Source organism: Nonomuraea sp. bgisy101 (assembly GCF_057708945.1).
In genome coordinates, this window is the sequence record NZ_JBYITD010000012.1 from 186,151 (window position 1) to 209,848 (window position 23,698).

The 23,698-nt window shown below is 70.0% G+C and carries 51 protein-coding genes; 47 read left to right on the forward strand and 4 right to left on the reverse strand.

The genetic code is table 11. The features are described 5' to 3' along the window. Positions 1-51: 51 nt before the first annotated feature. A complete protein-coding gene (locus tag AC3EO4_RS23780) occupies positions 52-414 on the reverse strand; it encodes a hypothetical protein (RefSeq protein WP_431897820.1) in 363 nt (120 codons plus the stop codon). A 124-nt stretch (positions 415-538) separates the two neighbouring features. After that, positions 539-946 carry a hypothetical protein gene (locus AC3EO4_RS23785; protein WP_431897821.1) on the reverse strand — a complete coding sequence of 136 codons (408 nt, stop codon included), beginning with the start codon at positions 944-946 and terminating at the stop codon, positions 539-541. 218 nt (positions 947-1,164) lie between these two features. Between AC3EO4_RS23785 and AC3EO4_RS23790 the strand changes: the two genes are divergently transcribed. From AC3EO4_RS23790 to AC3EO4_RS23950, 33 genes are all read left to right on the forward strand, one after another. Next, complete coding sequence (locus AC3EO4_RS23790) at positions 1,165-1,644, forward strand: helix-turn-helix domain-containing protein (protein WP_431897823.1); 480 nt, start codon at positions 1,165-1,167, stop codon at positions 1,642-1,644. Between the two features lie 43 nt (positions 1,645-1,687). Next, positions 1,688-1,891, forward strand: a complete 204-nt coding sequence (locus AC3EO4_RS23795) for a hypothetical protein (RefSeq protein WP_431897825.1) — start codon at positions 1,688-1,690, stop codon at positions 1,889-1,891. A 66-nt stretch (positions 1,892-1,957) separates the two neighbouring features. Beyond that, entirely contained in the window at positions 1,958-2,545 is a 588-nt protein-coding gene (locus AC3EO4_RS23800) for a hypothetical protein (RefSeq protein WP_431897826.1), read from the forward strand. Then, entirely contained in the window at positions 2,542-2,916 is a 375-nt protein-coding gene (locus AC3EO4_RS23805) for a hypothetical protein (protein ID WP_431897828.1), read from the forward strand. Before AC3EO4_RS23800 ends, AC3EO4_RS23805 begins: the two co-directional genes overlap by 4 nt. Further along, complete coding sequence (locus AC3EO4_RS23810; protein ID WP_431897829.1) at positions 2,913-3,257, forward strand: hypothetical protein; 345 nt, start codon at positions 2,913-2,915, stop codon at positions 3,255-3,257. Before AC3EO4_RS23805 ends, AC3EO4_RS23810 begins: the two co-directional genes overlap by 4 nt. Beyond that, positions 3,257-4,162, forward strand: coding sequence for a hypothetical protein (locus AC3EO4_RS23815; protein ID WP_431897830.1), 906 nt, complete (start codon positions 3,257-3,259; stop codon positions 4,160-4,162). The genes AC3EO4_RS23810 and AC3EO4_RS23815 overlap by 1 nt, the downstream gene beginning before the upstream one ends. A gap of 61 nt (positions 4,163-4,223) precedes the next feature. Then, positions 4,224-5,243, forward strand: a complete 1,020-nt coding sequence (locus AC3EO4_RS23820) for an AAA family ATPase (RefSeq protein WP_431897831.1) — start codon at positions 4,224-4,226, stop codon at positions 5,241-5,243. Beyond that, complete coding sequence (locus tag AC3EO4_RS23825) at positions 5,240-5,788, forward strand: hypothetical protein (protein ID WP_431897833.1); 549 nt, start codon at positions 5,240-5,242, stop codon at positions 5,786-5,788. The genes AC3EO4_RS23820 and AC3EO4_RS23825 overlap by 4 nt, the downstream gene beginning before the upstream one ends. Next, a complete protein-coding gene (locus AC3EO4_RS23830) occupies positions 5,781-6,071 on the forward strand; it encodes a hypothetical protein (protein ID WP_431897834.1) in 291 nt (96 codons plus the stop codon). The genes AC3EO4_RS23825 and AC3EO4_RS23830 overlap by 8 nt, the downstream gene beginning before the upstream one ends. Continuing rightward, positions 6,068-6,481: a hypothetical protein gene (locus tag AC3EO4_RS23835; protein ID WP_431897835.1), complete on the forward strand. Its 414-nt coding sequence runs from the start codon at positions 6,068-6,070 to the stop codon at positions 6,479-6,481. Before AC3EO4_RS23830 ends, AC3EO4_RS23835 begins: the two co-directional genes overlap by 4 nt. A gap of 69 nt (positions 6,482-6,550) precedes the next feature. Further along, complete coding sequence (locus AC3EO4_RS23840) at positions 6,551-6,796, forward strand: hypothetical protein (RefSeq protein ID WP_431897837.1); 246 nt, start codon at positions 6,551-6,553, stop codon at positions 6,794-6,796. After that, positions 6,793-7,254, forward strand: a complete 462-nt coding sequence (locus AC3EO4_RS23845) for a hypothetical protein (RefSeq protein WP_431897839.1) — start codon at positions 6,793-6,795, stop codon at positions 7,252-7,254. Before AC3EO4_RS23840 ends, AC3EO4_RS23845 begins: the two co-directional genes overlap by 4 nt. A gap of 138 nt (positions 7,255-7,392) precedes the next feature. After that, positions 7,393-7,857 carry a nucleoside/nucleotide kinase family protein gene (locus AC3EO4_RS23850; RefSeq protein ID WP_431897840.1) on the forward strand — a complete coding sequence of 155 codons (465 nt, stop codon included), beginning with the start codon at positions 7,393-7,395 and terminating at the stop codon, positions 7,855-7,857. After that, entirely contained in the window at positions 7,850-8,299 is a 450-nt protein-coding gene (locus AC3EO4_RS23855) for a helix-turn-helix transcriptional regulator (protein ID WP_431897842.1), read from the forward strand. Before AC3EO4_RS23850 ends, AC3EO4_RS23855 begins: the two co-directional genes overlap by 8 nt. Then, positions 8,296-9,399: a ParB/RepB/Spo0J family partition protein gene (locus AC3EO4_RS23860; protein WP_431897844.1), complete on the forward strand. Its 1,104-nt coding sequence runs from the start codon at positions 8,296-8,298 to the stop codon at positions 9,397-9,399. The genes AC3EO4_RS23855 and AC3EO4_RS23860 overlap by 4 nt, the downstream gene beginning before the upstream one ends. Further along, the gene (locus tag AC3EO4_RS23865) at positions 9,396-9,626 is read left to right on the forward strand and encodes a WhiB family transcriptional regulator (protein ID WP_431897845.1); all 231 of its coding nucleotides are present in this window, start codon (positions 9,396-9,398) and stop codon (positions 9,624-9,626) included. Before AC3EO4_RS23860 ends, AC3EO4_RS23865 begins: the two co-directional genes overlap by 4 nt. A gap of 10 nt (positions 9,627-9,636) precedes the next feature. Continuing rightward, positions 9,637-9,939 carry a hypothetical protein gene (locus AC3EO4_RS23870; RefSeq protein WP_431897847.1) on the forward strand — a complete coding sequence of 101 codons (303 nt, stop codon included), beginning with the start codon at positions 9,637-9,639 and terminating at the stop codon, positions 9,937-9,939. A gap of 124 nt (positions 9,940-10,063) precedes the next feature. After that, positions 10,064-10,453, forward strand: coding sequence for a hypothetical protein (locus AC3EO4_RS23875; protein WP_431897849.1), 390 nt, complete (start codon positions 10,064-10,066; stop codon positions 10,451-10,453). Then, on the forward strand, positions 10,453-10,875 hold the full coding sequence (locus AC3EO4_RS23880; protein ID WP_431897850.1) for a hypothetical protein: 423 nt from the start codon (positions 10,453-10,455) through the stop codon (positions 10,873-10,875). Before AC3EO4_RS23875 ends, AC3EO4_RS23880 begins: the two co-directional genes overlap by 1 nt. Next, positions 10,872-11,081 (forward strand): hypothetical protein, encoded by a 210-nt coding sequence (locus AC3EO4_RS23885; protein ID WP_431897852.1) that lies wholly within the window; start codon positions 10,872-10,874, stop codon positions 11,079-11,081. Before AC3EO4_RS23880 ends, AC3EO4_RS23885 begins: the two co-directional genes overlap by 4 nt. Beyond that, entirely contained in the window at positions 11,078-11,272 is a 195-nt protein-coding gene (locus AC3EO4_RS23890; protein ID WP_431897853.1) for a hypothetical protein, read from the forward strand. The genes AC3EO4_RS23885 and AC3EO4_RS23890 overlap by 4 nt, the downstream gene beginning before the upstream one ends. Before the next feature lie 22 nt (positions 11,273-11,294). After that, positions 11,295-12,227: a hypothetical protein gene (locus AC3EO4_RS23895; RefSeq protein ID WP_431897855.1), complete on the forward strand. Its 933-nt coding sequence runs from the start codon at positions 11,295-11,297 to the stop codon at positions 12,225-12,227. Continuing rightward, entirely contained in the window at positions 12,224-12,604 is a 381-nt protein-coding gene (locus AC3EO4_RS23900; RefSeq protein ID WP_431897856.1) for a hypothetical protein, read from the forward strand. The genes AC3EO4_RS23895 and AC3EO4_RS23900 overlap by 4 nt, the downstream gene beginning before the upstream one ends. Continuing rightward, positions 12,601-13,179 carry a hypothetical protein gene (locus AC3EO4_RS23905; RefSeq protein ID WP_431897858.1) on the forward strand — a complete coding sequence of 193 codons (579 nt, stop codon included), beginning with the start codon at positions 12,601-12,603 and terminating at the stop codon, positions 13,177-13,179. The genes AC3EO4_RS23900 and AC3EO4_RS23905 overlap by 4 nt, the downstream gene beginning before the upstream one ends. A gap of 1 nt (position 13,180) precedes the next feature. Beyond that, on the forward strand, positions 13,181-13,720 hold the full coding sequence (locus AC3EO4_RS23910; RefSeq protein WP_431897859.1) for a J domain-containing protein: 540 nt from the start codon (positions 13,181-13,183) through the stop codon (positions 13,718-13,720). Next, positions 13,720-14,226 (forward strand): hypothetical protein, encoded by a 507-nt coding sequence (locus AC3EO4_RS23915; protein ID WP_431897861.1) that lies wholly within the window; start codon positions 13,720-13,722, stop codon positions 14,224-14,226. Before AC3EO4_RS23910 ends, AC3EO4_RS23915 begins: the two co-directional genes overlap by 1 nt. Then, on the forward strand, positions 14,219-14,563 hold the full coding sequence (locus AC3EO4_RS23920) for a hypothetical protein (protein ID WP_431897863.1): 345 nt from the start codon (positions 14,219-14,221) through the stop codon (positions 14,561-14,563). Before AC3EO4_RS23915 ends, AC3EO4_RS23920 begins: the two co-directional genes overlap by 8 nt. After that, entirely contained in the window at positions 14,556-14,744 is a 189-nt protein-coding gene (locus AC3EO4_RS23925; RefSeq protein WP_431897864.1) for a hypothetical protein, read from the forward strand. The genes AC3EO4_RS23920 and AC3EO4_RS23925 overlap by 8 nt, the downstream gene beginning before the upstream one ends. 101 nt (positions 14,745-14,845) lie before the next feature. Next, positions 14,846-15,352, forward strand: coding sequence for a winged helix-turn-helix domain-containing protein (locus AC3EO4_RS23930; protein ID WP_431897866.1), 507 nt, complete (start codon positions 14,846-14,848; stop codon positions 15,350-15,352). Beyond that, positions 15,345-15,635 carry a hypothetical protein gene (locus AC3EO4_RS23935; protein WP_431897868.1) on the forward strand — a complete coding sequence of 97 codons (291 nt, stop codon included), beginning with the start codon at positions 15,345-15,347 and terminating at the stop codon, positions 15,633-15,635. Before AC3EO4_RS23930 ends, AC3EO4_RS23935 begins: the two co-directional genes overlap by 8 nt. After that, on the forward strand, positions 15,628-16,224 hold the full coding sequence (locus AC3EO4_RS23940; RefSeq protein WP_431897870.1) for a hypothetical protein: 597 nt from the start codon (positions 15,628-15,630) through the stop codon (positions 16,222-16,224). The genes AC3EO4_RS23935 and AC3EO4_RS23940 overlap by 8 nt, the downstream gene beginning before the upstream one ends. Further along, positions 16,221-16,388: a hypothetical protein gene (locus AC3EO4_RS23945; RefSeq protein ID WP_431897872.1), complete on the forward strand. Its 168-nt coding sequence runs from the start codon at positions 16,221-16,223 to the stop codon at positions 16,386-16,388. The genes AC3EO4_RS23940 and AC3EO4_RS23945 overlap by 4 nt, the downstream gene beginning before the upstream one ends. After that, positions 16,385-16,831 (forward strand): DUF6248 family natural product biosynthesis protein, encoded by a 447-nt coding sequence (locus AC3EO4_RS23950; RefSeq protein WP_431897874.1) that lies wholly within the window; start codon positions 16,385-16,387, stop codon positions 16,829-16,831. Before AC3EO4_RS23945 ends, AC3EO4_RS23950 begins: the two co-directional genes overlap by 4 nt. A 15-nt stretch (positions 16,832-16,846) precedes the next feature. Here the strand turns inward: AC3EO4_RS23950 and AC3EO4_RS23955 are convergent, their stop codons facing one another. Then, a complete protein-coding gene (locus tag AC3EO4_RS23955; RefSeq protein ID WP_431897876.1) occupies positions 16,847-17,086 on the reverse strand; it encodes a hypothetical protein in 240 nt (79 codons plus the stop codon). Positions 17,087-17,175: 89 nt separating this feature from the next. Between AC3EO4_RS23955 and AC3EO4_RS23960 the strand changes: the two genes are divergently transcribed. The 12 genes from AC3EO4_RS23960 (at position 17,176) to AC3EO4_RS24015 (ending at position 21,505) form a co-directional block, all read left to right on the forward strand. Continuing rightward, positions 17,176-17,550, forward strand: a complete 375-nt coding sequence (locus AC3EO4_RS23960; RefSeq protein WP_431897878.1) for an SWIM zinc finger family protein — start codon at positions 17,176-17,178, stop codon at positions 17,548-17,550. A 59-nt stretch (positions 17,551-17,609) separates the two neighbouring features. After that, entirely contained in the window at positions 17,610-17,756 is a 147-nt protein-coding gene (locus AC3EO4_RS23965) for a hypothetical protein (RefSeq protein ID WP_431897880.1), read from the forward strand. Between the two features lie 71 nt (positions 17,757-17,827). Beyond that, on the forward strand, positions 17,828-18,100 hold the full coding sequence (locus tag AC3EO4_RS23970) for a hypothetical protein (protein WP_431897882.1): 273 nt from the start codon (positions 17,828-17,830) through the stop codon (positions 18,098-18,100). Continuing rightward, a complete protein-coding gene (locus AC3EO4_RS23975; RefSeq protein WP_431897884.1) occupies positions 18,097-18,276 on the forward strand; it encodes a hypothetical protein in 180 nt (59 codons plus the stop codon). The genes AC3EO4_RS23970 and AC3EO4_RS23975 overlap by 4 nt, the downstream gene beginning before the upstream one ends. A gap of 63 nt (positions 18,277-18,339) precedes the next feature. Next, positions 18,340-18,621, forward strand: coding sequence for a hypothetical protein (locus AC3EO4_RS23980; RefSeq protein WP_431897886.1), 282 nt, complete (start codon positions 18,340-18,342; stop codon positions 18,619-18,621). Between the two features lie 51 nt (positions 18,622-18,672). After that, positions 18,673-18,999, forward strand: a complete 327-nt coding sequence (locus AC3EO4_RS23985; protein WP_431897888.1) for a hypothetical protein — start codon at positions 18,673-18,675, stop codon at positions 18,997-18,999. A 189-nt stretch (positions 19,000-19,188) separates the two neighbouring features. Further along, positions 19,189-19,599 carry a hypothetical protein gene (locus tag AC3EO4_RS23990; RefSeq protein ID WP_431897890.1) on the forward strand — a complete coding sequence of 137 codons (411 nt, stop codon included), beginning with the start codon at positions 19,189-19,191 and terminating at the stop codon, positions 19,597-19,599. Between the two features lie 3 nt (positions 19,600-19,602). Beyond that, complete coding sequence (locus AC3EO4_RS23995) at positions 19,603-19,800, forward strand: hypothetical protein (RefSeq protein WP_431897892.1); 198 nt, start codon at positions 19,603-19,605, stop codon at positions 19,798-19,800. Continuing rightward, complete coding sequence (locus tag AC3EO4_RS24000) at positions 19,797-20,042, forward strand: hypothetical protein (RefSeq protein ID WP_431897894.1); 246 nt, start codon at positions 19,797-19,799, stop codon at positions 20,040-20,042. The genes AC3EO4_RS23995 and AC3EO4_RS24000 overlap by 4 nt, the downstream gene beginning before the upstream one ends. A gap of 170 nt (positions 20,043-20,212) precedes the next feature. Then, entirely contained in the window at positions 20,213-20,458 is a 246-nt protein-coding gene (locus AC3EO4_RS24005; RefSeq protein WP_431897896.1) for a hypothetical protein, read from the forward strand. Further along, the gene (locus tag AC3EO4_RS24010; protein ID WP_431897898.1) at positions 20,451-20,771 is read left to right on the forward strand and encodes a PadR family transcriptional regulator; all 321 of its coding nucleotides are present in this window, start codon (positions 20,451-20,453) and stop codon (positions 20,769-20,771) included. The genes AC3EO4_RS24005 and AC3EO4_RS24010 overlap by 8 nt, the downstream gene beginning before the upstream one ends. Positions 20,772-20,884: 113 nt before the next feature. Then, a complete protein-coding gene (locus AC3EO4_RS24015; protein WP_488186352.1) occupies positions 20,885-21,505 on the forward strand; it encodes a hypothetical protein in 621 nt (206 codons plus the stop codon). 16 nt (positions 21,506-21,521) lie between these two features. Here the strand turns inward: AC3EO4_RS24015 and AC3EO4_RS24020 are convergent, their stop codons facing one another. Next, positions 21,522-21,752 (reverse strand): hypothetical protein, encoded by a 231-nt coding sequence (locus tag AC3EO4_RS24020; protein WP_431897902.1) that lies wholly within the window; start codon positions 21,750-21,752, stop codon positions 21,522-21,524. 86 nt (positions 21,753-21,838) lie between these two features. On the opposite strand from AC3EO4_RS24020, the gene AC3EO4_RS24025 reads away from it, so the two are divergent. Both AC3EO4_RS24025 and AC3EO4_RS24030 read left to right on the forward strand, forming a co-directional pair. Then, positions 21,839-22,321: a hypothetical protein gene (locus AC3EO4_RS24025; protein ID WP_431897904.1), complete on the forward strand. Its 483-nt coding sequence runs from the start codon at positions 21,839-21,841 to the stop codon at positions 22,319-22,321. 5 nt (positions 22,322-22,326) lie between these two features. Then, complete coding sequence (locus AC3EO4_RS24030) at positions 22,327-23,646, forward strand: phage terminase large subunit (RefSeq protein WP_431897906.1); 1,320 nt, start codon at positions 22,327-22,329, stop codon at positions 23,644-23,646. The last annotated feature ends 52 nt before the right edge of the window (positions 23,647-23,698 follow it).

A 23,698-nucleotide genomic window follows, 5' to 3' on the forward strand; every position in this document is an offset into this window, starting at 1 on the left:
GTCGCGGCAGTTGCACCGCTTGGTGACGTGACCTGCCATGGTGCTTCCCTTCTACAAGGTGAAGTGCCTGAGGAGATTGGTGGAGTGGCCGGCCAGCTCGTCGGCCAGGTCCTGAGGGATGAGGCCTCGCTCGAGGTAGATGTCGGCCTGGTACGGCGTGACGTCCATGTAGACGAGGCCGGGAATGTCGCGTTCCATGAAGTAGCGAACGGTGGGCGGGCGGCCGGGGCGGAGCATCGGAACGAGCTCGCTGAGGGTGCGGGCGCCGATGATCTGGAGCGGCTCCAGGACGTAGGGATCTACGCCCGTGCGGTCGAGCAGCAGCTCGACGCGGCCTTGCGTCATTCGGCTGTTGACTCTGCTGATCACCAGTACCGAGGGGTTGACGAGTCCGATGTGTAGGTGAGGGGTCATCTGAGTCTCTCTGCGCAGAGTGTTACCTAGTCTGCCGAGTAGACCCCGATGCCCGTCTTTTTGTTGTGCGGTGAAGCGGACAGTCATCTATTTGTTATGGGAGTAGTTAAATCCTCACTGTCCGTTATTTCGTACTACGGCGCACTATGTCCTGAGCAAAGAGGACAAAACGCTCCCTCTCCTCGGGGGTCATATCCGGCGGAACCGTGACAGCCACCCAGTCATCCCCCCCGGCCTGCGGGACCTCGGCCACCTCGACCCCGAGCCACTGCGCCGCTGCCAACTCGGCGAGCATGCGCGCCGGCTTCTGCACCGCGGCGGCCAGTGCACGCAGGCGCCACAGCTCGGGAGCTCTTGCGACGCGGTTCTGTGCGAGTTGGTTGATCCAGCCGTGCTGCAGGGTGAAGCCGGTTTCCGGATCGATGGCGCGGCGGGCCAGAGCCCGCTCGCTTTCGTCGTGCTCGGCCAGGTAGTCGCGGATGTAGCGGCTTAGCTGGTCGGTTGTGCCGGGAGTCCCACCACTCGACGGCATAGCGTCCTCTCCTCGCCCAGGTGGGCGATGAATCGAACATCATCGCCTCCTGGGTTGTACCGCTCGGCAATTAGGTCAACTAGTTGGTGCGAGTAAACCAGAACCGGCGAGTTAGCAGAGTATGGCTAGAGCGAAAAAGTCCTCGGCAACGCTAGACAACGCTCGACACTCCTCGATACTGTTCGGTTATTCGTACAACGAAAGCCGAGGCGCGACGCATGACCCGCAAGACTCTGAAGGCACGCAGCCCCCACCGGCTCCGCACCGCCATACGAGCCGCAGATCTCGACGGCGCCCGACTCGCCGACGCCGCCGGCGTCAGCCGGGCCTTCGTATCCCTCATCCTGAACGGCCGCCGCCGCTGCGATCCCACCATCGCCGCAGCCATCGCACAGGAGTTGAACGCACCCGTCGAGCACCTTTTCACTTCGGACATGTTGTCCGAAGATTCGTACAACGAAACGGAGGAAGACGTGCTTACGGTCACCGACGTTGACGAGGACCCCATCCTCGGCTTCGACCAGGTCGCCCAGCTCTGCAACATCCCGCCCGGCACCCTGCGCCACCTGCGCGTGATCGGGGACGGACCCCCCTTCCACAAGCGCGGCCACATCCTGCGCATCCGCAAGTCCGACGCCCAGAAGTGGTACCGCCAGCGGTTCGAGTCCGACATCGCGGAGTCCGCGAGCGCGGACTGAGGCGCACCTCCCATCACCCCGACCAACCCACGAGGAGACCTACGTGCTCGACATCCTGCAGCGGACCGACCGCTACCTCGGCCAGACCGGCCGCGACGAGCTCACCCCGCGCCAGCTGCGCCGCGTGAAGCACAAGACCGGCCACCAGTCGCACACCGCGACGCTCACCCGCGAGAACAAGGCCGCGCTCAAGCGCGCCGCACGCCAGGCCAGGCAGCTCCGCACGGCCGGCCTCATCACCCGCTGACGAAGACGGGCCCACCCGGATGCACCCGGATGAGCCCGCTGACCGATCCCAACGAAAGGACCCTCAGTGACCATCGTAAGCGAGAAGCCGCTCACGCTTGAAGAGCTTCGCGACCGCCTCACCCGGCGGGCCGCCGCCATCGCCGTCCTCTCGCCGGACGCGAGCCCTGGCCTGCTGCACTCCAACCACGTCCTGCTGAGCGGCCTGATCGGCGAGATCGCCAAGCTCAGCGGCCCGCACTTCGCGGAGCAGACCAACCCGGTCACGCACGCCGCTTTCTCGGCCTCGCTGGTGCTGTACGCGGTGCCCGCCGACCGCATCGCACGCGGCATGCTCCTCTCTGCGTTGCAGCAGCTCGCGCAGACCGCTCAGGCCGCGCTGGCTTCCCCGGCCGCCGATGACAGCGTCGAGCGTGTCCTCGCCGCCGTCGCCCTGTGTGTCACCGAGTTCTCGGGCAACCGCGAGACGCAGCTGCTGGCTGGGATCATCGCCGCTCGCAATCCGGAGCTGTCCACCGCCTCGGCGGTGGACCTGGCGATCCACGACGCTTTCGACCCGCGTGTGAAGGCAGCCGGTGACGAGCGGGCGGCCCTGCTCAAGCAGGCACGCGACGCCGCCATGGCCGCCGAGTACGGCGAGCAGGTGACGGCATGAACGAGACCCGCCGCCACACCCAGCAGCGCGCTTTCGCGCTCGCCGCGAACCTGCTCACCCTCCCCATGCCCGAAGTCTTCACGTGGGACATCCGCGGCGGAGACAACCCACTCAGTGGGCTGCTCTACAGATGCCCAACTCTGGACGAGACCCGGCTAGCTCTCCACGTGTGGGCCGTGGTCTTTGACGCCCCGGTGTGGACCGTCCGGCCTCACCCGGTAGGCAGGACGTTTGTCTCGGTCACCGGGATCTACCGCGGCCTCCAGGTCGAGATCTGGAACATCCTCGACATCGCCGAAATCGACGTCGACGAGCTGTCCACGCCGCCCGCGGTCGACCTGCCCGCCTCCGCGCAGGAGGTGACGGCGTGACGCTCATCGCCCGCGTCCTCCGCGACACGGCCGACGTCATCGAAACGCACACCCACATGCGCGTCGTGCGCAGCATCGGCCTGGCTGCTGCCGTCATCGTCGCCGACAGCGCCGAGGCGCGCGAGCTGGCCGAGGACACCATGCGGCACCTGGCCCGCCACCTCTGCTACTCCCCCGACGGCAACCACGCGGATCAGCTGACGCGCTGGGGGAACCGCCGCCCGCGTGCTGAGGTCGTCGAGGAGATGCGGCAGGCCGCGCGGGCGATCCCGAACCGCGGCGGCCCCTCGATCGGCGCGGGCGCAGAAGCCGACTACCTCCTCGAACAGAAAGACCTGTGATGCCGCGCATCTGCTACGTCCCCAAGGACTTCCGCCCCTCGCACGTCGACATCATCGAGCGGGCCAACTCGATCTGCGCGGAGTACGCCCGCCAGGGCTTCGACCTCACCCTCCGCCAGCTCTACTACCAGTTCGTCGCGCGTGGCCTGATCGCCAACAAGCAGACCGAGTACAAGCGGCTCGGCTCGATCATCAACGACGCCCGCCTCGCCGGACTGATCGACTGGAACTACATCGTCGACCGCACCCGGAACCTTCGCGGCCTGTCCCACTGGGACAGCCCCGACCAGATCATCCGAGGCACCGCCTACTCCTACCGCACCGAGCGCTGGGCCAACCAGCCCAACCGCGTCGAGGTGTGGATCGAGAAGGACGCCCTCGTCGGCGTCATCACCGGCATCTGCCAGCAGTACGACGTCGACTACTTCTCCTGCCGGGGCTACACCTCCCAGTCCGAGCTGTGGAGCGCGGCCCGCCGACTGCGCGGCTACGAAGACGCCGGCCAGAAGACGGTCATCATCCACCTCGGCGACCACGACCCGTCCGGCGTGGACATGACCCGCGACATCACCGACCGGCTGTTGCTGTTCGGCGCGAGCACCGAGGTTGTCCGCATCGCGCTGAACATGGACCAAGTCGAGCAGTACAACCCGCCGCCCAACCCGGCCAAGCTCACCGACTCCCGCGCCACCGGCTACATCCGCGAGCACGGCCGCTCCTCGTGGGAGCTGGACGCGCTCGACCCCACCACGCTGGCCCGCCTCATCGAGGAGGAGATCTGGGCCTGGCGGGACGCCGATCAGTGGGACCGCGACACCCAGCTCATGGAGCGCGAGCGGGAACTGCTGACCGCCGTCTCCCAGCGCTGGGCCGAGGTCGCCGAGTTCGTGAGCGGCGACCTGTGATCAAGGCCGTGCCCCACCGGATCAACTCCATCACCCCGACCAGCACCCACAGAGGAGCAGCATGACCGCCATCCGTACCCGCCCCCCGACCGGACGCCCCTCCTGGCCGCTCATCCTGATCGAGGGCCCGGAGAAGTCCGGCAAGAGCTGGGCCGCCGCACAGCTGTCAGCCTCCGAGAAGGTCGGCCAGACCTACTGGCTCGACCTGGGCGAAGGAGCGGCCGACGAGTATGGCGCCATCCCCGGTGCCCGCTACCTCGTGCTGGAACACGACGGCACCTGGGCCAGCATCATGACCCAGATCTCCGCCGTCCGCGCCGAAGCCATCCGCGCAAGTCAGGCGGGCGAGCCGCCCGTCGTGCTGGTCATCGACTCGATGACGGCTGAGTGGGAGCTGCTCAAGGACTGGGTCGCCAACCGCGCCAAGGGCTCGGCGGCCAACAAGAAGCGGCTGCAGGAGGACCCGCACGCCGAGATCAAGGCCCCGTTCAACCTGTGGAACGACGCAACCGCCCGGCATCGCCGCCTGATGACGCTGCTGATGACGTTCCCCGGCATCGTCGTCACGACCGCCAGGGGCAAGGACGTCGCCGCTATGGACGCCAACGGCCGCCCGGTCGAGGGGTCCAAGGAGTACAAGGTCGAGGGCCACAAGACGCTCAGCTTCGACGCCTCCGTCTGGATCCAGCTGTCTCGCGAGCGCCCGCCCATGGTGATCGGGGCCCGGTCGGTTCACGCCGGGATCAGGCCGGGCGTCGACAAGCCACAGCCCATGCCTGACTTCACGCTGGAGAAGCTCGTCTTCGAGGCCCTGGGTTGCGGAGTTGGCCAGTCCGAGGCGCGGCAGATGACCCCTGCGCAGGCCGGGTCGGAGTCTCCCGATCTCGACGATCTCTCCGAGATCGCTATCGAACTGCTCACCCTGGCCGAAGAGGCGTCCACGATCGAGGACCTGACGAAATGCTGGAAGGCGACCGGGGCATCGCTCAAGGCGGGTCAGATCTCGCAGGCCGAGGCCGACCACATCGCTCGCCGCATCAAGGCTCTGAACGCCGAGCTGAGCGCTGGTGAGGCGGCATGACCCGCGAAGAGCAGGCGCTCCGCCTGGTGATCACCCGCGTCCTGAAGGACGTCCTGAAGGACAGCGACGACAGCGACCGCGCCGCCGTACGCGAGGGATGGGTGACTGGCGACCGGCTCGCCGGCGCCCTCGGCAAGCGGGCTGTCGGACACGTCCAACTGCGGAAGGGCACGACGCAGGCGACGGTCACCGATCAGACCGCGTTCGAGGCGTGGGTAGTCGCCAACCGGCCGGAGGAGTGGGAGACGGTCACCACGACTGTCACCCGCGTTCGGCCCGCTTACCTCAACGCGATCCTGACCGTCGCAAAGAAGGCCGGTGTCGCGGTCACCGCCGACGGCGAGGAGATCCCCGGCGTGACCGTCTCGGCGGGCGAGCCGACCGTGGCCGTCACTCTGTCCGCTGACGCTGCTGAGCTGGTCGCCTCTGCCTGGCAGTCGGGTGAGCTGTGGGAGCTGATCGGCGGCCTCTTGCCTGAACTCGCCGCCGGGAGCGTGGCTGAGGACCCGATCGCTCCGCATCGGCTGGTCAAGGCCGATGGCTGACCTCCGTTCCAGTGCCCTCGCGTACCTGCGCGAGGGCCAGGTACGCGCCCACACCGTCGCCACCGTCCCGGACGCCTCCGCTCCCGCGCTGGTGGTGGCGACGGTCCACGGCCACAACGGCCGCTACCAGGTCGTCTACGACGCCACAGAGCCGCTCGTCGGCCGCTGGTCCTGCCCGTGCTGGCGGAGCGAGCTCTGTCCGCACATCGCCGCTGTGGGCCTGTGGTCCGGCTTCCCCGGCCTGGCCGCGCGCTCCACTGCCACCCCGAGGAGCAACACATGATCGTCGAGGACGAGTTCGGCAACGACATCGACCTGACCGCTCTGAACGAGCCCGAACCCTCAGGGGAGCCCGAGCCGGAGCCGCCGCTCGACCTGGAGGAGATCCAGGCCGCCTACGACGAGTGGGCGCCCAGGATGCTCGACCGCATCGGCCTGGGGACTCGCGCTCTGGTGACCTACCTGCCCGAGCTCGTCGCCGAGCTGCATGCCGCGCGGGTGGAGATCGAGCAGCTGCGCGCCACCGAGCGCCACGAGTACACGATCACCGATGGCTCCACGCCGGGGCCTGATGCAGAGCTTGCGACCGGCGAGCAGATCGACGCGGCTATCGCTGACCGGTCGCGTACGGGCTGGGTCCGCACCGTGTCGGCGTCGCCGTGGTGCCCGTTCTCTCTCGACCCGCCGTTCTAGCCCCCGCTGCCGCCCGCCCGCACCGGCGGGCGGCAGCACCACTCCCGAACAGCACAAACAGGAGCAATCATGATCCACTCTACCGGCCGAGAGCCCCTCTCCGAACCGCTCGCCGCCCTCCAAGACGAGCACCCCGGATGGTCCATCTGGGTCAGCGACGGCAGCAAGGCATTCCCGCCCCACTGCTACGCCACCCGCCTCGGCCACCTCACCGCCGACCAGGCCAAACGCGGCCTCGCGATGACCCTCGACGCCGACACCCCCGAACACCTCGCCACCCAGCTCGCCGACCAGACCACGAGGGAGAGCGCGTGAACACCGCCACGCACCAGCACCCCTACCCGGCCACCGACGCCGCGCCCCTCACCGAGACCGCAGCCGAGCGCATGCGCTCGCTTCTCGCCCTGGCCGAGCAGCAGCGCCGCGAGGTCGGAGAGCAGCGCGAGGACTTCGACCGGCAGCTCGCCATCGCCGCCGGCGACTGGGAGCGCGAGCGCACCCGCCTGATGGCAGAGATCGACGCACAGGACACCCTCGGCGCCGAACTCGACGCCACCATCACCCGCTACCGCAACCGCCTCGGCGCCCTCGACGAACGCGCTCGCGCCACGCATGAGCAGGTCTGGTCAGGGGCGCAGAACAGCATCCCGCAGACCGGCATGTGGCAGGCACCCGAACTCAGCAAGGACCCCGACGCGTCCCTCGACCGCCTCATCACGGCGCACGCCGCGCAGAAGGCCCAGGAGGGCCCCGACCCGCTGGACGAGCCGTGACGGGCCGGTGGTGGCCGGTCCGCCGCCGCACACGTGGCCGCCACCGCTCCCCCGCCCGCCGCCTCCGCGACCTGTGGGACGCGCACACCCGCCGCTGGGCTGACATCCCCCGCCGCCTCGACTCCTGGAGCTGACCCCATGACCGACCCCCAGATCGCCGGCATGGCCCTCGCCGCCGCGATCCTTGTCGTCCTCATCGCCGGCGCCCTGAACGCGATCACCAAACGGCTGCTGGCACAGCGCGGCCCGTCCAACGCCGAACTGGCCGCCCGCCTCGCGCATCCGTCCGGCCGTCTCGCAGCTCTCGACTCCCTCGAACACATCGTCGTCCTCCCGCCCGGGCACCTGGAGACGTGGTCCGACGGGATCGACGCCTACGACGTCCACCTCGGCAACCTCGTCGACGAGCTGTGGCCGCGAGAGGAGTACCTGGCCATGGTGGAATGCCCGCGCCCGGAACTGACCGGCTACAGCACTCCCGCGGAGTTGCTCGAACACGAGCCCTTTGCCGAGCAGGTCGAGTGCCGCTGTGGCAGGCTGCACGCCCTCGCCACACGGCGTACCCGTCGGCGCGCGGCCCGCACGGGCGGCCGTCGTGGCTGACCCGCGCGACCTCGCCGTGATCCTCCGCGCCGAACGTATCCAGCAGGGCAGGGCACAGAAGTACATCAGCCGACGCCTCGGTATCGGCCAGGCCGCCATGTGCACGCTGGAGCGCGGCCACGGCTTGCCCACCCCATCGCGGCTGCTGGTGTGGGCCAACGTGCTCGGCCAGCAGGTGATCGTCCGGAAAGGCTGGGAGTGGACGGCCCCGGTTCACAGCATCACTGACCTGATCGCCCTGCTACGCGATCAGCGCCTGACCAACGGCTGGAACTACACCGAGGCTGGCGAACGCGCGGGCGTCCACCCTCGCCAGATCTCGCACTGGGAGGCCGGGCGCATGACCCCGTCCCTGCCGGGCCTGGCCCGATGGCTGACCGCGTACGGCTGGCGCCTGGACATCCGCGCCGCCGCCCCGACTACCCCGAGGAGTACCCCATGACCGCCATGCACCCAGACGTCGCCAAGGCCCTCGCCCTGCTCGCCGTCGGCCACAGCATGCAAGCCGCCGCCGAGCGCGTGTCGTGGCCGATCGGCTCGATCCGCGCGCTGATCAACGGGCAAACCGGCTGGCTCGTCCACCCCAAGACGGCGTGCGTCTACGACCCCGGCCAGCCCGGCAACCAGGTCCGCATCCCCGAAAGCATCAACGAGGAGCTCCTCGACTGGGCGCGCAAGCAGGGCAACCCGGCGTCCGCCGAGCCGGCCAAGCCCGCGCGCCCGGCCAAGCCCGCGCCGGTGGTGCCGGCGACGGTGTTCACCGAGCCCACCCCCGACGCCAAGCCCGCCTCCCGCCCCGCTCCTGGGCCCACTCAGGTCGTCGAGATCCCGCTCGACCAGATTCACGACCATCCCGGCAACATCCGCGACACGGTCGGCGACATCTCGGAGCTGGCCGCCAGCATCCGCGAGCACGGCCTCATGCAGCCGCTCACCGTCCAGCCCCACCCCGACAAGCCCGACCACTACCAGCTGCTCGCCGGACATCGCCGCCGCGCCGCCGCCGTGGAGGCCGGGCTCGCGACCGTGCCCGCGGTGATCCGCCGCGACGTCGACGAGGCCACCGCGATCGAGCTGATGATCGTGGAGAACGTGCAGCGCGCCGATCTCGGGCCGATCGAGAAAGCTGAAGCCTTCGGTCGGCTACAGAAAGAGCACGGCTACACAGCGACGCGGATCGCCAAGAACACCGGCCTGTCCCAGGCAACCGTCAGCCGCTCTCTCGCGCTGCTCGACCTCGACGTCAAGACCCGCGACCGGGTACGGCGCGGCGAGCTCGCCGTCGGCGACGCCCTCGACCTCGTCAAGCGGCACCGCGCCAAGGCCCGCAAGCAGGCAGGCGGCGGCCGTACCGACTGGACGTGGGAGCCCGACTACCTCACCCACACCCACCCGCTCGCGAAGAAGGCCGCCAAGGTGTGCGACACCCGCGAGCACACCGGCCGCCGCCGCCTCGGGGATATCGCGTGCGGCCAGTGCTGGGAGTACGTCATCCGCGCCGACGAGCGCCTGGCCGCGCAGGCCACCCGGGAGGAGTCGTGAAGCGGGCGGCGTGCCGCGACGTCGACCCCGAGCTGTTCTTCCCCGTCTCCTACGACGGGCCCGCAGGCAAGCGGCAGCTCAAGCAGGCCCGCAATGTCTGCCGTCCCTGCCCCTGCTACGAGGCGTGCCTCGCATGGGCCCTCGAAAACGCCGTAGACGACGGCATCTGGGCCGGTACCACCCCGGCCCAGCGCCGCGCTCTACGGGCCAACCGTACCGCCGTCTAAGGAGCCACCCATGACCCTCGAACTGTCACCCCGGGATGCCGAGGCCATCGACCTGGCTGACCGGCGCTTGGCCACCGACGCGCGCATCGCCGACGCGGTGTGCGAGCAGATCACCATCGCGAAAGCCGCGCTCGTGGAAGCAACGAGCCTGCTCTCCAGCCTGTCCGTCGGCGGCGAAGACGGCGAGCTTTCCTTCCAGGACCACACCGACGCCAGCCACGAGCTCGCCGCCGCGCTGCGCTCCCTGCGCCACGTCGCGCGGATCGCTGAGGGTCACGCCGACGTCCTCGACGAACTGGCAGGGCAGGCGTGATGCGGCCCGAGCAGCGCGTCTGGCGCAAGACCCGCCGGACCGCCCTCAAGGGCATCGGCCGCGGCCGCCGTCCCACGCACCGCGTGAAGTCCCAGACGTCCTCACGCGACCACAGGGGGCAGGTATGAAGGCTGACAGCTTCTGGGGTCAGATGCTGGCCGCGCTCGCCCGCCAGCCTTCACCCTCCATCGCCCCCATCGTTGAACCCGTCGGCCCGACCGACGCCGAACTCTCCGCCCTCCACCGGCAGGAGCTGAAGGCGGCCCGCGCCCGCGTCGCTGAGCTGGAGCGCCGGTGCGCGCGGCTGCGCAGCGAGAACGACTCGATGCGTCTCCAGCTCGAGTTCGACGACGGCATCAAGGGCGTCCTGGCGCGGTGGGAAGAGCACGGCCTCACCGACCACCACGCAACCGGAACCCGGGAGCAGCTGCTGCGCGAGCGCGCCACGAACCACGTCCTGGCCACCGAGCTCGACCGGCTGACCAAGGCACAGATCGGGCGGGAGCGCTGGTGATGGACCTCGCCCTCTTCGACGTCGAAGCCCCGCCGCCCGCCGCTCCCACCGAGCGAGAGTCACCTGGCGTGCGCCGTACCAAGCGCCAGGCGGACATGCTCTCTCGCGGCCGGCACCCGCTCACCGGGCAGGCCCTGCACGAGCAGGCCGCCGCGCACGACGACCGCGACGCGCTCGGCCGCCGCTGCGGCAACTGCCGTTGGCGCCAGGTCCTGCAGTACCGCACCCGCAGCTACCCCAAGTGCGTGTTCCCTGGCGGCTCCAGCGCCGAGCAGTACGAGACCCTCGGGCCGCCGCGCGTCTCCCACGGGGAGGCCAGCGACGTGCGCTCCTGGTGGCCGGCCTGCCGCGACCACGAGCCCGGCGACACGCGCCTGCCCGGCTCGATGCGGTGGGTGCCAGACCCGGCGGTCATGCGATGACCGGCCGCTCTTACCTGCTCGGCGGTGAGCTGGTGACGGTCGTGGCCGCGTTCGTCCTGCCGTCGCGCGCTCGCCCGGTGCCGCCGTGCCCGGCCTGGCTGACCTGGGTCACCCCGCCGCCTGGAGCGCCGAGGAACGTGGCCGTACGGCGGGCCGACGGCACCGTGACCGTGCGGCCGTTCCGCGGGCTGCGGAGGATCCGATGACGCCCCAGGAGCTGGCGGCCGCCATCGAGACCCGCCGCCGCGAGCTCGGCCTGACGCTGTGGCGCCTCGCCGTACAGATGGACGTCGGCGAGGACGCCATCCGCCGCCTGCGTCACGGGGGCGCAGGCGACGACATCCGCGACCGAGCGGAGGAGTGGCTACGAAGACAGGCCCCGCCCAGGAAGGAGTGATCGCGCAAGGGAACGAGGGAGCATGACGGGCGGAGAACCGATCTTCTGGACGTGGGTCCGGGTGGTGCGGCGCGCTGAGCTGGGCTTCGGCGCGGGTAAGAAGCGCGTCGGGTCCGACACCGTGCAGCACGTCGCGATGGTCGCCGTCACCTACGGCAACCCGGACGGGACCCGCATCCGCCCCAGCGTCGAACGCCTCGCCCGGGTCTGCCGCAAGGACGAGAAGACCGTACGGCTGTGCCTGGCCCGGCTACGCGACATCGGCCTCCTGATCCGCGTGTTCGAGGGCAGCTCCGCCGGCCGCGCCGCGAAGGCGGACGAGTACAAGCTCGCCATCCCCGAGAATCTCGCCTTCCTGGTGGCGATGCTCGACCCGGACGAGCGGACGCTGATCGTCCCGGAGGGTGTTCAGCCGCCTCCTCCGAAGCGCACCCGCGCCCCGAAGACGGACTCTCCCGCGACTGGAACACCGGGTGCTGCACCCGCTGATCCACCTGTGGATAACCCGGTGGATAACCCGAGAACACCGGGTGCTGCACCCGCCGATAACGAGCTACTCGCGAGTAATCACCGGGTGCTGCCCCCCGGAACACCGGGTGCTGCCCCCCAGAACACCGGGTGCAGCACCCGCCCACCTACCAAGACCTACCAACCACCTACCAAAGACGACTCCTCCGTAGATCTCCAACCTGAGGAGGAAGGGAAGTCCAAGCCGCCCGCAGAGCCTTCGGCCGAGAAGTCATCGCCCCCCGAATACCGGCAGCCGCCCCTCCTCGTCGCCGTCCCCGACACCCCCACCCCGAACGAGTACGACGCGGCCCGAGACCTCCTCGCCACGCTCCCCGATCTCGGCCACGAACTCCTCGACCAAGCCCGCGCCCAACTCGGCGCCACGACCCCGCGCGCCCAGCTCGTCATCCACGCCGCCAACCTCGCCCGGAGGAGGCCCGCATGACCCCCTGCGCTCACGGCCTGGCCGACCCGCGGATGTGCCCCGACTGCCGCGCGGCCAACCGCCGCCGCTCCACCACCCCCGGCGCCCCCATCCAACGCGCCACCGACGTCCTCGTCGCCCTCGCCATCGCCGTACGCCCCGACTGGAACGAGAACGACGTCCGCGCCACCCTCGCCTCCGCCGCCATCACCGGCACCACCTGGGAACAGGCCCTCGTCGGACTCGCCCGCCTCATGGTCGACGGCCACGCCCACCCCCGCGAACTCGTGCCCGACACCCGCGACCCCCTCACACCACGCCGAGCCCCCACCCCCGACGTCGCCCACCGCGGCGCCGAACTCGCCCGCCAAGCCCTCACCCGCCAGGAGCAGCCATGAACCCGGCCGACATCGCCTGGATCTTCTACCTCCTCGGAGCCGCCGCCACCATCCCCACCCTGATCAAGGAGATCGAAGCCCAAGAGGCCAAAGACCCCCTCCAGATGTGCGACACCTGCCGAGACCGGATGCGACACCACCGCACCCTCGTCGAGTTCTGGGACGACCTCGGCATCCGCACCTTCATGGGCGCACTCATGATCTTCGGCTCGGCACTCACCTGGCCCATCACCCTGCCCCGCCGAGCGATCAACAAAGCCCGCCGGCAACAGCACATCTGCCACCGCGAGACACCCCCCGCCAGCCGAACCCCTGACCAGCCGAACGGACACCCCATGACAAGCATCCGCGACCTCGCCGCCCAGACCCGCCTACCCGACTACACACCCATCGCCAGCGCGCTACCCGGGCTGACCTGGCACGTGCGCAACCCGCTCGCCGACGGCGGCATCACGACCATCGGACACCTGGCCCAGCAGACGGACGACGATCTGCGGGCGCTCCCCGGACTTGGGCAGCACCGCCTCGACGCGATCCGCACCGAACTCGAGCGGATGGCCAGGGAGCAGGGCTGACATGTTCAGCAAGGCCGACCTCGGCACCTGCCACCAACGCGGCGGCCGCGGCGGCTGCGGACAGCCCATCCGCTGGACCATGACCAAGGCGGGCAAGGCCTTCGCCGTCGACCCCGACCCACACCCCGAGGGCAACACCGCGGTGATGCGCGACGCCGGCGGCACGCTCCGATCCCGCAGGGTGACGGCCGAGCTACCGCTGTTGCCGTACGAGCGGCTGATGATGCCCCACGCGGCCACGTGCAGGCCTCAGAGGACTCGTGCGTCCCAGGAGCCGCCTCCGCACCCGCCAAGGTCGCCACGGCTCGCACAGCCCCGCGCAGGGGCCTTGTACGCGGCGCTCGACGTGAGCCCTACGGCCACTCCTGAGGAGATCCGGACGGCGTACCGGCGGCTGGCCCGCCAGTTGCACCCCGACCTCAACCCCGCCGACGACGCCCGCGAGCGGTTCAAGGCCGTCACCGAGGCGTACGACGTCCTGTCCAACCCAGACACCCGAGCGGCCTACGACCTGACTGGCCGCCGACCCCGAGGAGCATGATGACCTCCTACTACAGCGCCATCGCCGAGCGGATGGCCGGCCCCGGCCGTGAGCAGCTCGTGCGGAAGCTCGCCGAGTACCACCACGGCAACGAGTCGCTCCACATGCACGAGTACATCGAACGGCGCGAGCCGTGCTCCTACTGCTGGCTGCGCGCCGGCCGCGCCATGCAGATCGTCGGCGAGCACCTGGTGGCCGGTCCGCTCGCCGATGTGCTGGCCGAGCGCGCCCGCCAGGACGCCAAGTGGGGCGAGCAGAACCACCCCGACGGCACCAAACAGATCATGTATGGCTGCTTGGCACGGGACTGGAAGTACATCGTCGAGGCCGCTGCCGCGAAGGGGAAGCTGACGTGGCGACACGTCCTCCTTGAAGAGGTCTACGAAGCGCTCGCCGAGGACGATGCGGCCAAGCTGCGTGCCGAGCTCGTTCAGGTGGCGGCAACCGCCGTCTGCTGGATCGAGGCCATCGACCGCCGCACCGCGACGGAGGCCGACCGTGGCTGACACCAAGATCAACCCAGTCGAGGAGCTGGGCACCGCCGCAGCCAAGCTGCGCCACACCGCAGCCGAGGCCCACGGCGGCCCCTGGGCGAGATGCGATGTCGGCGTGGCAGTCATCTCCGCCGACGTGCAGCTCTACGGCGCGCCCTGCATCGCCGACCGCCTCTACGAGCCAGACGCGGACTGGATCACCCTCGCCCACCCAGGCCTAGCAGAGCCGCTCGCCGCCTGGCTGGACGACCACGCCAGCGACCACAGCACCTACGACTGCGGCTGGGATGACAGCGAGTGCCCGGCCCTCTCACTCGCTCGTGAGATCAACGGAGGCGGCCGTGGCTGACGAGATGACCGAACTGCGCGCCCGCATCCGCGTACTGGAAGAGTGCGTCATCGGCGCCTGGGAACTGCTCGAAGGGGCCGCGCCGCCCGGCCAGGAGACCTGGTACTCCGAGAACATCTACTCAGAGGTCGAGGACATCCTGTCCCGCCGCCCCGAGCTCAAGGGCGGCGGCCGTGGCTGACCAGACCCGCCCTTACTGCTGCGCCTGGGCCGAGTGGGAGGGCGCCCCCAGCCACGTCTGCCACGCCGAGCCCCCTCCGTCCACCATCGAGGAGGCTGGCCGTGACTGAGCCGATCATCTTGGACCTGGCCGCCTATACCGCCACCCGCGACGGGCAGCGCCTGGCGCTGCCCCTGGCCGGGTTCCGTATCCTCGCCGCGCTCGCCGCCCAACCCGGCCGCATCGTCGCCCACGCAGACCTGTACCGCTTGGCGTGGCAGGCCGAACCCGCCGGCGCATGGCTGGGCGCGCTCAACATGAACATCGTGCGCCTACGCAAGGCGATGGGCGACGACGGCTCCCGCCTGTGCGCCGTGCGCAGCGTCGGCTACCTGCTCGTCGAAGGCGCGGCCGAACTCCGCCCCCGGCCGCGTGGCGAGCAACGGGCCCTCGACACCGCCGCCCGCCTCGACCAAGCGCACGAGGTCCTGGCCGCCATCGCTGGCGAGCTGTCTCCCACTGGACGGATTGGCCAGGCCCTCAGCAACGGCAGCGTGCCGGCTGCCGAGGCCGCGCGGCTGGAGTTGCTCGAGCGGGTGGCCGCTCTTGGGGAGGTGCGCCTTGGTTGAGCCGACCACAGACAAGATCGCGGTAGACGAGACGACCTACACCGACGCCCTCGACCTACTCGCAGGCGCCGCTCGCGCGTTCAGGACCCTCGCCGACAGCCTCGACCTCGACCAGATGCGAACCATCTGCGAACACTTCCAGGCCCTCGGCCCCATCCTCGAAGCCACCGCCTACCACCGCGGCGGCGGACAGAACCTCCGCGATCAGGCCGCGTTCCTCGCCGCGGTGCAGCGCTTCGTCGACGACCTCCACAAGATCAGCGGGGAGGCCGGCCGTGACTGACGTCCGCCCGCCCATCCCTGTACGGCTCGCTCACCGGTCCACCGTCGGCGGCCTCGTCCAACCCTGGGTCAACATCACCCTTGCCGACGGCACGCTCGACTTCCGCGGTATCCACGGCACCCGGTGGCGGCAGGCCTGGACCGAGCGGCGCTGCCAGACCTGCGGGCAGCCCCACAGCCCACTCATGGTGTTCCTCGGGGGCACTAACCAGATCGCCGACGGCGGCTACTTCGACGAGCCGCCCCTGCACCCCGAGTGCGCCGCCTACGTCCGCCAGGCGTGCCCGATGGTCGCCGGCCGGATGCATCACTACCGCGCCGGTCCTTCCGTCACCGAGGGGCCGCGCGGCGACGCGTGCGGGAAGCCGGGATGCGCCTGCGGTGGCTACACAGCTAGCGATCAACTCCTACATGGGGACGGCTCTGTCACGATCCGGCGGGCTGACCAGACATCCGGGACCGGCGCCCCTGCCCACGCCTGGTACGCCGTCACCGCTCGCGGCTACCAGCTGGCCGTCACACCCGAGGGACAGCTGCTCGGCGGCATACCAGTCGACGTAGTGCGCACGCAGGAGGTGAGCCGACCATGAGCGCTCAGATCGCCCTCACGTGCGACACCGAGGGATGCGGCGCCTACTGCCGGATCCACGCGGGCGACGTCCAGACAGCCGTACGGCGGGCCAGCGAGGAGTACGGCTGGAGCCACCACGGCGGCGAGGACTTCTGCGGGCCGTGCACCCGGGCGGCGTCATGACGCCCGATGAGGCGGCCTGGGTCCGCGAGTACGCCTGGACCCAGTCCATGCGCAAAGTCCACGCCGAGGTGCCCGGCTTCTACCTGGCCTGCGCCTGCCAGTGGAACGGCCCGTGCCTCAACTCCCGTGACCCCGGCCGGCACTCGCGCTGCCACATGGGCACGCCGATGTACGAGTACGAGACGATCATCGCCGTGCGCGGTGGCCAAGGCGTCGCCAGCTTCCGCCGGCCGTACCGGTACCCCACCGCGTCGGCGACCGGCTGGCACCGCAGCCACCTGGCGATGGTGTGGCTCGCTGGCCGCCGGTGCCGGTGGGCGTGCAGCTGCGATTGCGGCCACCCGCGCGCTGACATCGCGCACGCGCCCGAGCGCAACCCGGCCAGGCCGGTGCGCTACGAGCTGGTGCCGCTGCCGGGTCTCGAGCTGGCGGCGCTGGCATGACGGCCCGTGGCGCTTCTACTGGCTGGCCTTGCCCTTCTTCGCGGCCTCGATGTTGTTGTCCCGCGCGAGCTTGCGCACGTAGGCGGCGGTGAACGGTGAGCGGTCGACGACGTCGGTTGGGCGGGCGCCGGCGCGGAGGGCCGCGAGTACGTCGGCGATGACGTCCTGGCGGGACTGTTCGTGGGCGGCTTCGGTCGTGCGGTAGCGCTGCGTGCTGGCGTCGAGGGTGGCGAGTGGGTCTTTCGCTTCGGTCATGCGCAAGACGATAGCGCTTATGTGTTGCGCTATCCAGAGGTGATGCGCTAACGTGTTGCGCAATAGGACAGCGCAACAAAGGAGCGGTCATGGAGATTCAGGTGAACACCCGCGAGGCAGCCGCCGCACACGGCATCTCCATCCGCACCGCCCAGCGCTGGGCCCAGACCGGCAAGCTCCCCGCCACCAAGGTCGCCGGCCGGTGGGTCATCACCCTCACCGCCGACCTCGACGGCTACAAGCCCCAGGCCATCGAGAAGGCCCGCGACCTGATCGAGCAGGGCGGCATCCTCCCCACCAGCCGCCCCGGCCTCTACACCGCCGTCAGCTCGGACGGCTCGACCACCTACCTCGTCCACACCTCGGGCTGCACGTGCCCCGCCGGGCAGCGCGGCCGGTACGCCTGCTACCACCGCGCGGCGGTCGCCCTCATGACCGCCACCCCGGCCCGCCGCGTCGCCTGACGCTCCAGCGCCCCGCCCACCCGGGCGGGGCCACCCCAAGCCCCGACCAGGGAGACGACGTGAACATCACCGACATCCTCGCCGCTCTCACGGCCGCCCGCGCCGAGGACGACCACGACACCGCCCGCGCCCTGGAGGACGACTACGACGCGGAGATGGCCCGCATCGAGGCGATCCTCGCCGACTGCACCCGCGACGACGCCTAACAGTCCCCGGCCCGGGGCAACCCGGGCCCCGCTCCACTCCCTGACCCAGCCCCGCCCACGTAGGAGAAGTGATGACGCTCACGACTACCAAGACCCCGGTCATCCCGGCAGGTGCCAACTCGGACTACCTGCGCGGCTACCTGGGCTCCGCCCCCGGCTGGCTGTTCCACCTGGTCATGCCCGGTGTCGACGAGGACGGCAGCGACTACCCGTGGGCGGTCTACTACCGCGTCGCAGAGCCGGGCCGCGACACCAGCGTGTACGTGCCCTACTCCGACGCCCACCCCGAGGACCTCGCCGACGCAGCCGAGATCATCAACAGCATCGACGGATCCGCCTCGTGAACGACCAGCACCCCGCCGTCCTCGCCGGGGAAGTCGTCGAGGAGTCCTTCCTCGTGTGCTGCTACGGCGAGCACTACACCGACCCCGGCAAGGCGTACGTGCACACCCGCTGCAACCGGCTGATCAGTCCGTGGGGCGACGTCCACGAGCACCTGCTCTGCAGCTGCTTCCGCTAGCCCGCCTGACCTCTGGCCCGGCTCCCGGCTGGCCCACCCCCTGACCCCGAACGGAGAACCGATATGCGCACCGCCCTCTCACCCGAGCAGCTCGTCGCCCTCGCCGTCCAGGGCAGCGCTGAGGCGGCGATGAACCGCTTCGTTGACCCCTGCGCGGTCGCCCACTCCAAGAGGATCCTCCGCGAGCGCGGCGAGGAGTGGGCCGCCAGCGTGCTCATGCGGGACCTCTCCCGCCGCTCCATCGCCTTCCCGCTGCTGCCCTGGCTGGAGGACGGCGAGATGGAAACCCTGATCCTCGCCGACCGCGCCGAGTGGGACCAGCTCACGCGCGCCGCGACCGCCTGACCCTCTGGCTCGGCGCCCGCCGGGCCACCCCCAACCCCTGAGGAGATCGTGATGACCCCTGACGAGATCGCCGCCTACTACACCCAGCGCGGCCTGGTCGCCATCGACGGCTACGACCGACAGCGCATCCTCGACAGCATCCGCGAGTCCCGCCGCCGCTACGCCCACGAGGACGCTTCCAAGGCACTGGACGAGGCCGCCGCGATGGTGCGCGAACCGTTCGAGCGCGAGCTCGGCCCGAGCCCGTCAGCCGTGGACGTCCTGCTGAACGTCGCGTTCTCGCTCGGCCCGTTCGCCCACGCAGGCATGGCCGGGACGGACGTTCTGAACGTGATCGCTCGCCTGGCCGACGACCTCTCTCACGCGAACGCTGACTGAGCCCCCTGGCCCGGCTCTCCGCCGGGCCACCCCAACCCCTGGACGGAGGTGACGTCGTGCGGCGTCCCACCCCCTTCAACATGGCCCTGATCGCCCTGCTCTACCTGCTCGTCGCCCTGATCCTCATTGGGATCGGCTACGCGCTGCTCACGTGACAGGCCGCCCCAACCCCCGAGGAGAACCCAACCGATGAGCGCCGAAGAGCAAGCCGCCGCCATCCTCCAGTGCCGCATGTCCTGGCCCGCCGCCGAACGCTGCGCCACCCAGCTCGCCGCCGCCGGCCTACCCGCCATCACCCGGGCCCGCGCCGTCGAGGTGCTCACCCAGCGCATGCCGCACGAGCGGGCGGCCGCGTGCGCCGAGGACCTGAAAACCGCCGGCCTTACCGAGGAGCGCCTGCCCGTTGGTGCCCGTGTTCGTCACCACGGCCAGCAGTACCAGAGCGCCCGAGCCAACGGGACGGGCAACGTCGCCGCTGTCGAGGGCCCTATGCACGACGGCTCGTGGGAGTACCTGATCTACCACGACGCCAACGGGTTCACCTCGGGGCCGTCGTGGTGGTCATCGCTCCGCACCATCCCCGTGTCAGAGCAGGGCTGACCCGTGGCCAACTCGATGATCGGCCGCACCTACCTCGACCCAGGCGACCGCCTGTCAGGCCACCGCACCCCACCCGAGCCAGTGACCGTCCTCGTCGGGTGGGGGCCCGGCGGCGGACCCCGCAACGTCCTCGTCCAGCGGCCCGACGGCACGCGCGAGGTCATCCCGTTCCAACGACGCCTGAGGAGGCCCAACCCGTGAAGATCCAGTCGATCCACTTCGACGACAACGAGATGCCCAGGCTGGTCACCGCCAAATTGACCATCCGAGAGGCTGCGATGATCACCAAAGCGTTCGGGCGTCTCTCGCCCACCAGCGCAAGCGAGCAGGGCCTCGACCACGAAGTCACACGCGCCGTCTACGACAGCCTCACCAGCGTGTTCAACGCCTACTACGAGGACGGCCTGAACGACTTCCTCAGAGCGGAGGCCAGCCGTGGCTGAGATCAGAGACCACACCCAGACGACCCCTGCCGGCACCCCTGACGCCAGATGCGATGGGCTCTGCCTCCACGCGTCCGATGTAGGCGTCCCCACTGTCGGCGACCCTGTGGCCTACCCGCACCCGGAATGCCCGCAGCACGGCGAAGCTGCCTCGGCCGTGAGGAACAGCGATGGCTGACTTCTGGAAGCGTCTCGTCCAGGCCCTCGCCCGCGACGCGGAGCGCGCCGAGATCCTGCGCCTGCGCGCCGAGCTCCGTGACGCGGTGGCCGCTCTCGCCCGCGTCCGAGCCGTCCCTCGCGAACCCTTCGAGCCCAACCCCGACGAGCTCGGACGCGCCTACATCCGGGGATGGCAGTCCGCCATCGCGGCCATCGACGCCGTGCTCGACTACCGCCAGGAGGAACCCCGTGGCTGATGCTGTCGTCCGCCTCACCACCCCGACCAAGCTCGTCCTGCGCGAGCTCCTCGCCAACCCCGAGCAGGAGACGTACGGCCGCGCACTCATGGACGCCACCGGCCTCGTGCCTGGCACCCTCTACGTGATCCTCAAGCGGCTCGAAGCGCACGGCTGGCTCACCTCCCGCTGGGAAGACGCCGGCGCCCACGCCCACGGCAGGCCACCCCGGCACTACTACCGGATGACCGCCGTCGGGGTGGAGCGAGCCCGGGAGGTGCTCGACCGGATGCAGCTGCGTGACTTCCGCGGGCGAGGCGCGAGCCGCCCGTGACCTGGCGCCCCCGACCTGGCACCAGGCAGGTTCACCAAACCGCTACCGATCAACGGTCACGGCCACCACCATCGCCAACGCACGGACCACCGATGAGCACCGAGGAGAGCAGCGTGGACAAACTGGACGCCGCCGAGCAGTGGCTACGGGGATACCTGGCAGGCAGGGACGGCATGGCTACGGAGGAGTCCCTGCTGAAGGAGGGCAGCAAGGCAGGACATGCCGATGCCGATCTCCGGCAGGCCGGGGCACGCCTCGGTGTTGACGCCGCAACCCTTGCCCCCGGCACGAAATGGTCGCGGTGGTGGTGGCTGCCCGAGGCGACGTACTCGGCCGAGGACGCACAGCTCGTCGGCATGAAGCGCGACACCTGGCCATACGGGCCCAACATCGATCTCCGGTCCCGAGTCGCCATGGTGGCTTGGGCGAAACGCCACGGGCTCAGGCCGGCCCGGTCGACGGCTCCGCTCTGCCTGACGTGGCTGGAGAAAGGCCGGTGCAACGGCTGCGACGCGCCAAGGGGCCACACGGCGTTCTATCTCGATCACATGAGCGGCTGGGCGAAGGACGGCGTCCCAGCGGTCATCGTCAACCACCCGTACCACGTCAGCGGCAGCACCGTGCAGTGGCTGTCCGAAGCGGAGGCAAGACCGGGCCTGCATGTGAGTGTCCCTGGGCGAAGCTGGTACAGCTCCGCGACTGTCCAGGTTGAGGTCTGGAATTCGGCCGTGTGACCAGCCTCCCGGGCGCTCAATCAGCGGCGAGCTTGCGCGGGACCTGGCTGTAGTCCTCGCCGTCGATCTGCTGCACAGCGGCGGCGGGCTGCCAGTCCTCCACGGTCTCGAAGACGTCCTCCATCCGCAGGGGTCGCGGGCGCATCGCGACGTGACACAGATGCGCCCACCACCCATCCGCGCGGCGCTCCCACGCGAGCAGCTCGCGACGGAGACCGTCGTGCCAGACGCGAGGAGGATCGGCCACCCGCGAACCCTACCCACTCGAACACCTACTCGAACCATCGGGATCGCGCGCGGCCTCCGTACCCTGAGATCAGGAAGGGAGGCCCCGTGACCAAACCCCGAGGCGGCGACGGCCAGTTCACCCGCAGCCCCGACACCGCCGCACGTGACGCCGAGGCGTGCCGCCTCCGCGCCCAGAACCTCAGCTACCAGGACATCGCGGACCGGCTCGGCTACGCCTCCAAGAGCAGCGCCCACGACGCCGTACAACGTGCCCTCAAAGCCACCGTCCAAGAGCCGGCCGACGAGGTCCGCCAGCTCATGCGGATGCAGCTCGACGAACTCGCGCGGCGGGCCCGCGCGGTCGCCGACGCCACCCACTACGTCGTCGACAATCGCGGCGTCGTCGTATGGGACGGCATGCCGCTCGTCGACCACGGGCCCATCCTCGCGGCCGTCGACAGACTCCTGAAGATCCAGGAGTCGCTCCGCAAGCTGGACGGCCTGGACACCCCCGTCAAGCAGCAGATCGACGTCAACGGCGGCGTCCGCTACGAGGTCGTCGGCATCGACCCCAACGACCTCACCTGACCACCGTGTCCGCCCCCACTGTCGTACGGTTCGAGCCCCGCGGCGCCGCGCTGGAGCTTTTCCAACGCACCGACCGCGAGATCTGCTTGTCGGGCGCGGCTGGCACCGGCAAGAGCGTGGCCGCGCTCATGAAGCTCCACCTGTCGTGTCTGGCCACGCCGGGCGTGCGCGCGTTGATCGTCCGTAAGACGCACGCCTCCCTGACCGCGTCCACGCTCGTCACGTTCCGGCAGATGGTCGCCGCCGAAGCGCTCGCCGCCGGCGCGGTGAAGTTCTTCGGCGGCTCCCCGCAGGAGCCGGCCAGCTTCCGGTACGCCAACGGGTCCACGATCGTCGTGGGCGGCCTCGACCGGGCAAGCCGTCTGCTCTCGACGGAGTTCGACCTGGCGTTCGTCGACGAAGCTGTGGAGGTCACCGCGGAGGACCTCGACACGATCGTCACTCGGCTACGGCACGGGAAGCTGTCCCGCCAGCAGCTGATCATGGCGACGAACCCCGGCGCCCCCACGCACCACCTCAAGCAGCGCGCCGACTCCGGCCGCTGCGTGATGCTCTACAGCCGGCACGAGGACAACCCCCGCATGCACCAGAACGGGGAGTGGACCCAGTACGGCAGCGAGTACCTGGCCCGCCTCGACTCCCTGGTCGGAGTCCGGTACGAGCGGATGCGGTGGGGCAAGTGGGTGGCGTCCGAAGGCATGATCTACGAGCAGTGGGACGAGTCGGTCCACCTCATCGACCGGCGCCCGATCCCCGACTCGTGGACGCGATGGTGGACGATCGACTTCGGATTCACCAACCCGTTCGTGTGGCAGGACTGGGCCGAGGACCCCGACGGCCGCCTGTACCTGGTGCGGGAGATCTACAAGACCAAGACGCTCGTGGAGGACCACGCCAAGCAGATCCTGCGCCTGGTCGCCCCCGAGGGGAAGTGGGATGGGCCGCGCCCGCGTGCGGTCATCTGCGACCACGACGCCGAGGACCGGGCCACGCTGGAGCGGCATCTCGGCATGTCCACCATCGCGGCGCGCAAGGGCGTCTCGGACGGGATCCAAGCCGTCCAGGCGAGGCTACGCACTGCGGGTGACGGCCGGCCGCGGCTGTTCGTGATGCGCGACGGCCTGGTGGAGCGGGACCGCGGGCTGGTGGAGGCGAAGAAGCCGACGTGCACGCTGGAGGAGGTCGGCGGCTACGTGTGGGATCAGACCGAGGGCAAGCCGCCGAAGGAGGTCCCGGTGAAGGAGAACGATCACGCGATGGACGCTCTCCGGTACATGGTCGCGCAGAAGGATCTCGGCGCGCGGCCGCGCATCAGATGGATATAGCAGAAATATTTCCTGCCAAAAGTCACATCTGCCGGAAATTCTCCTGATAGCT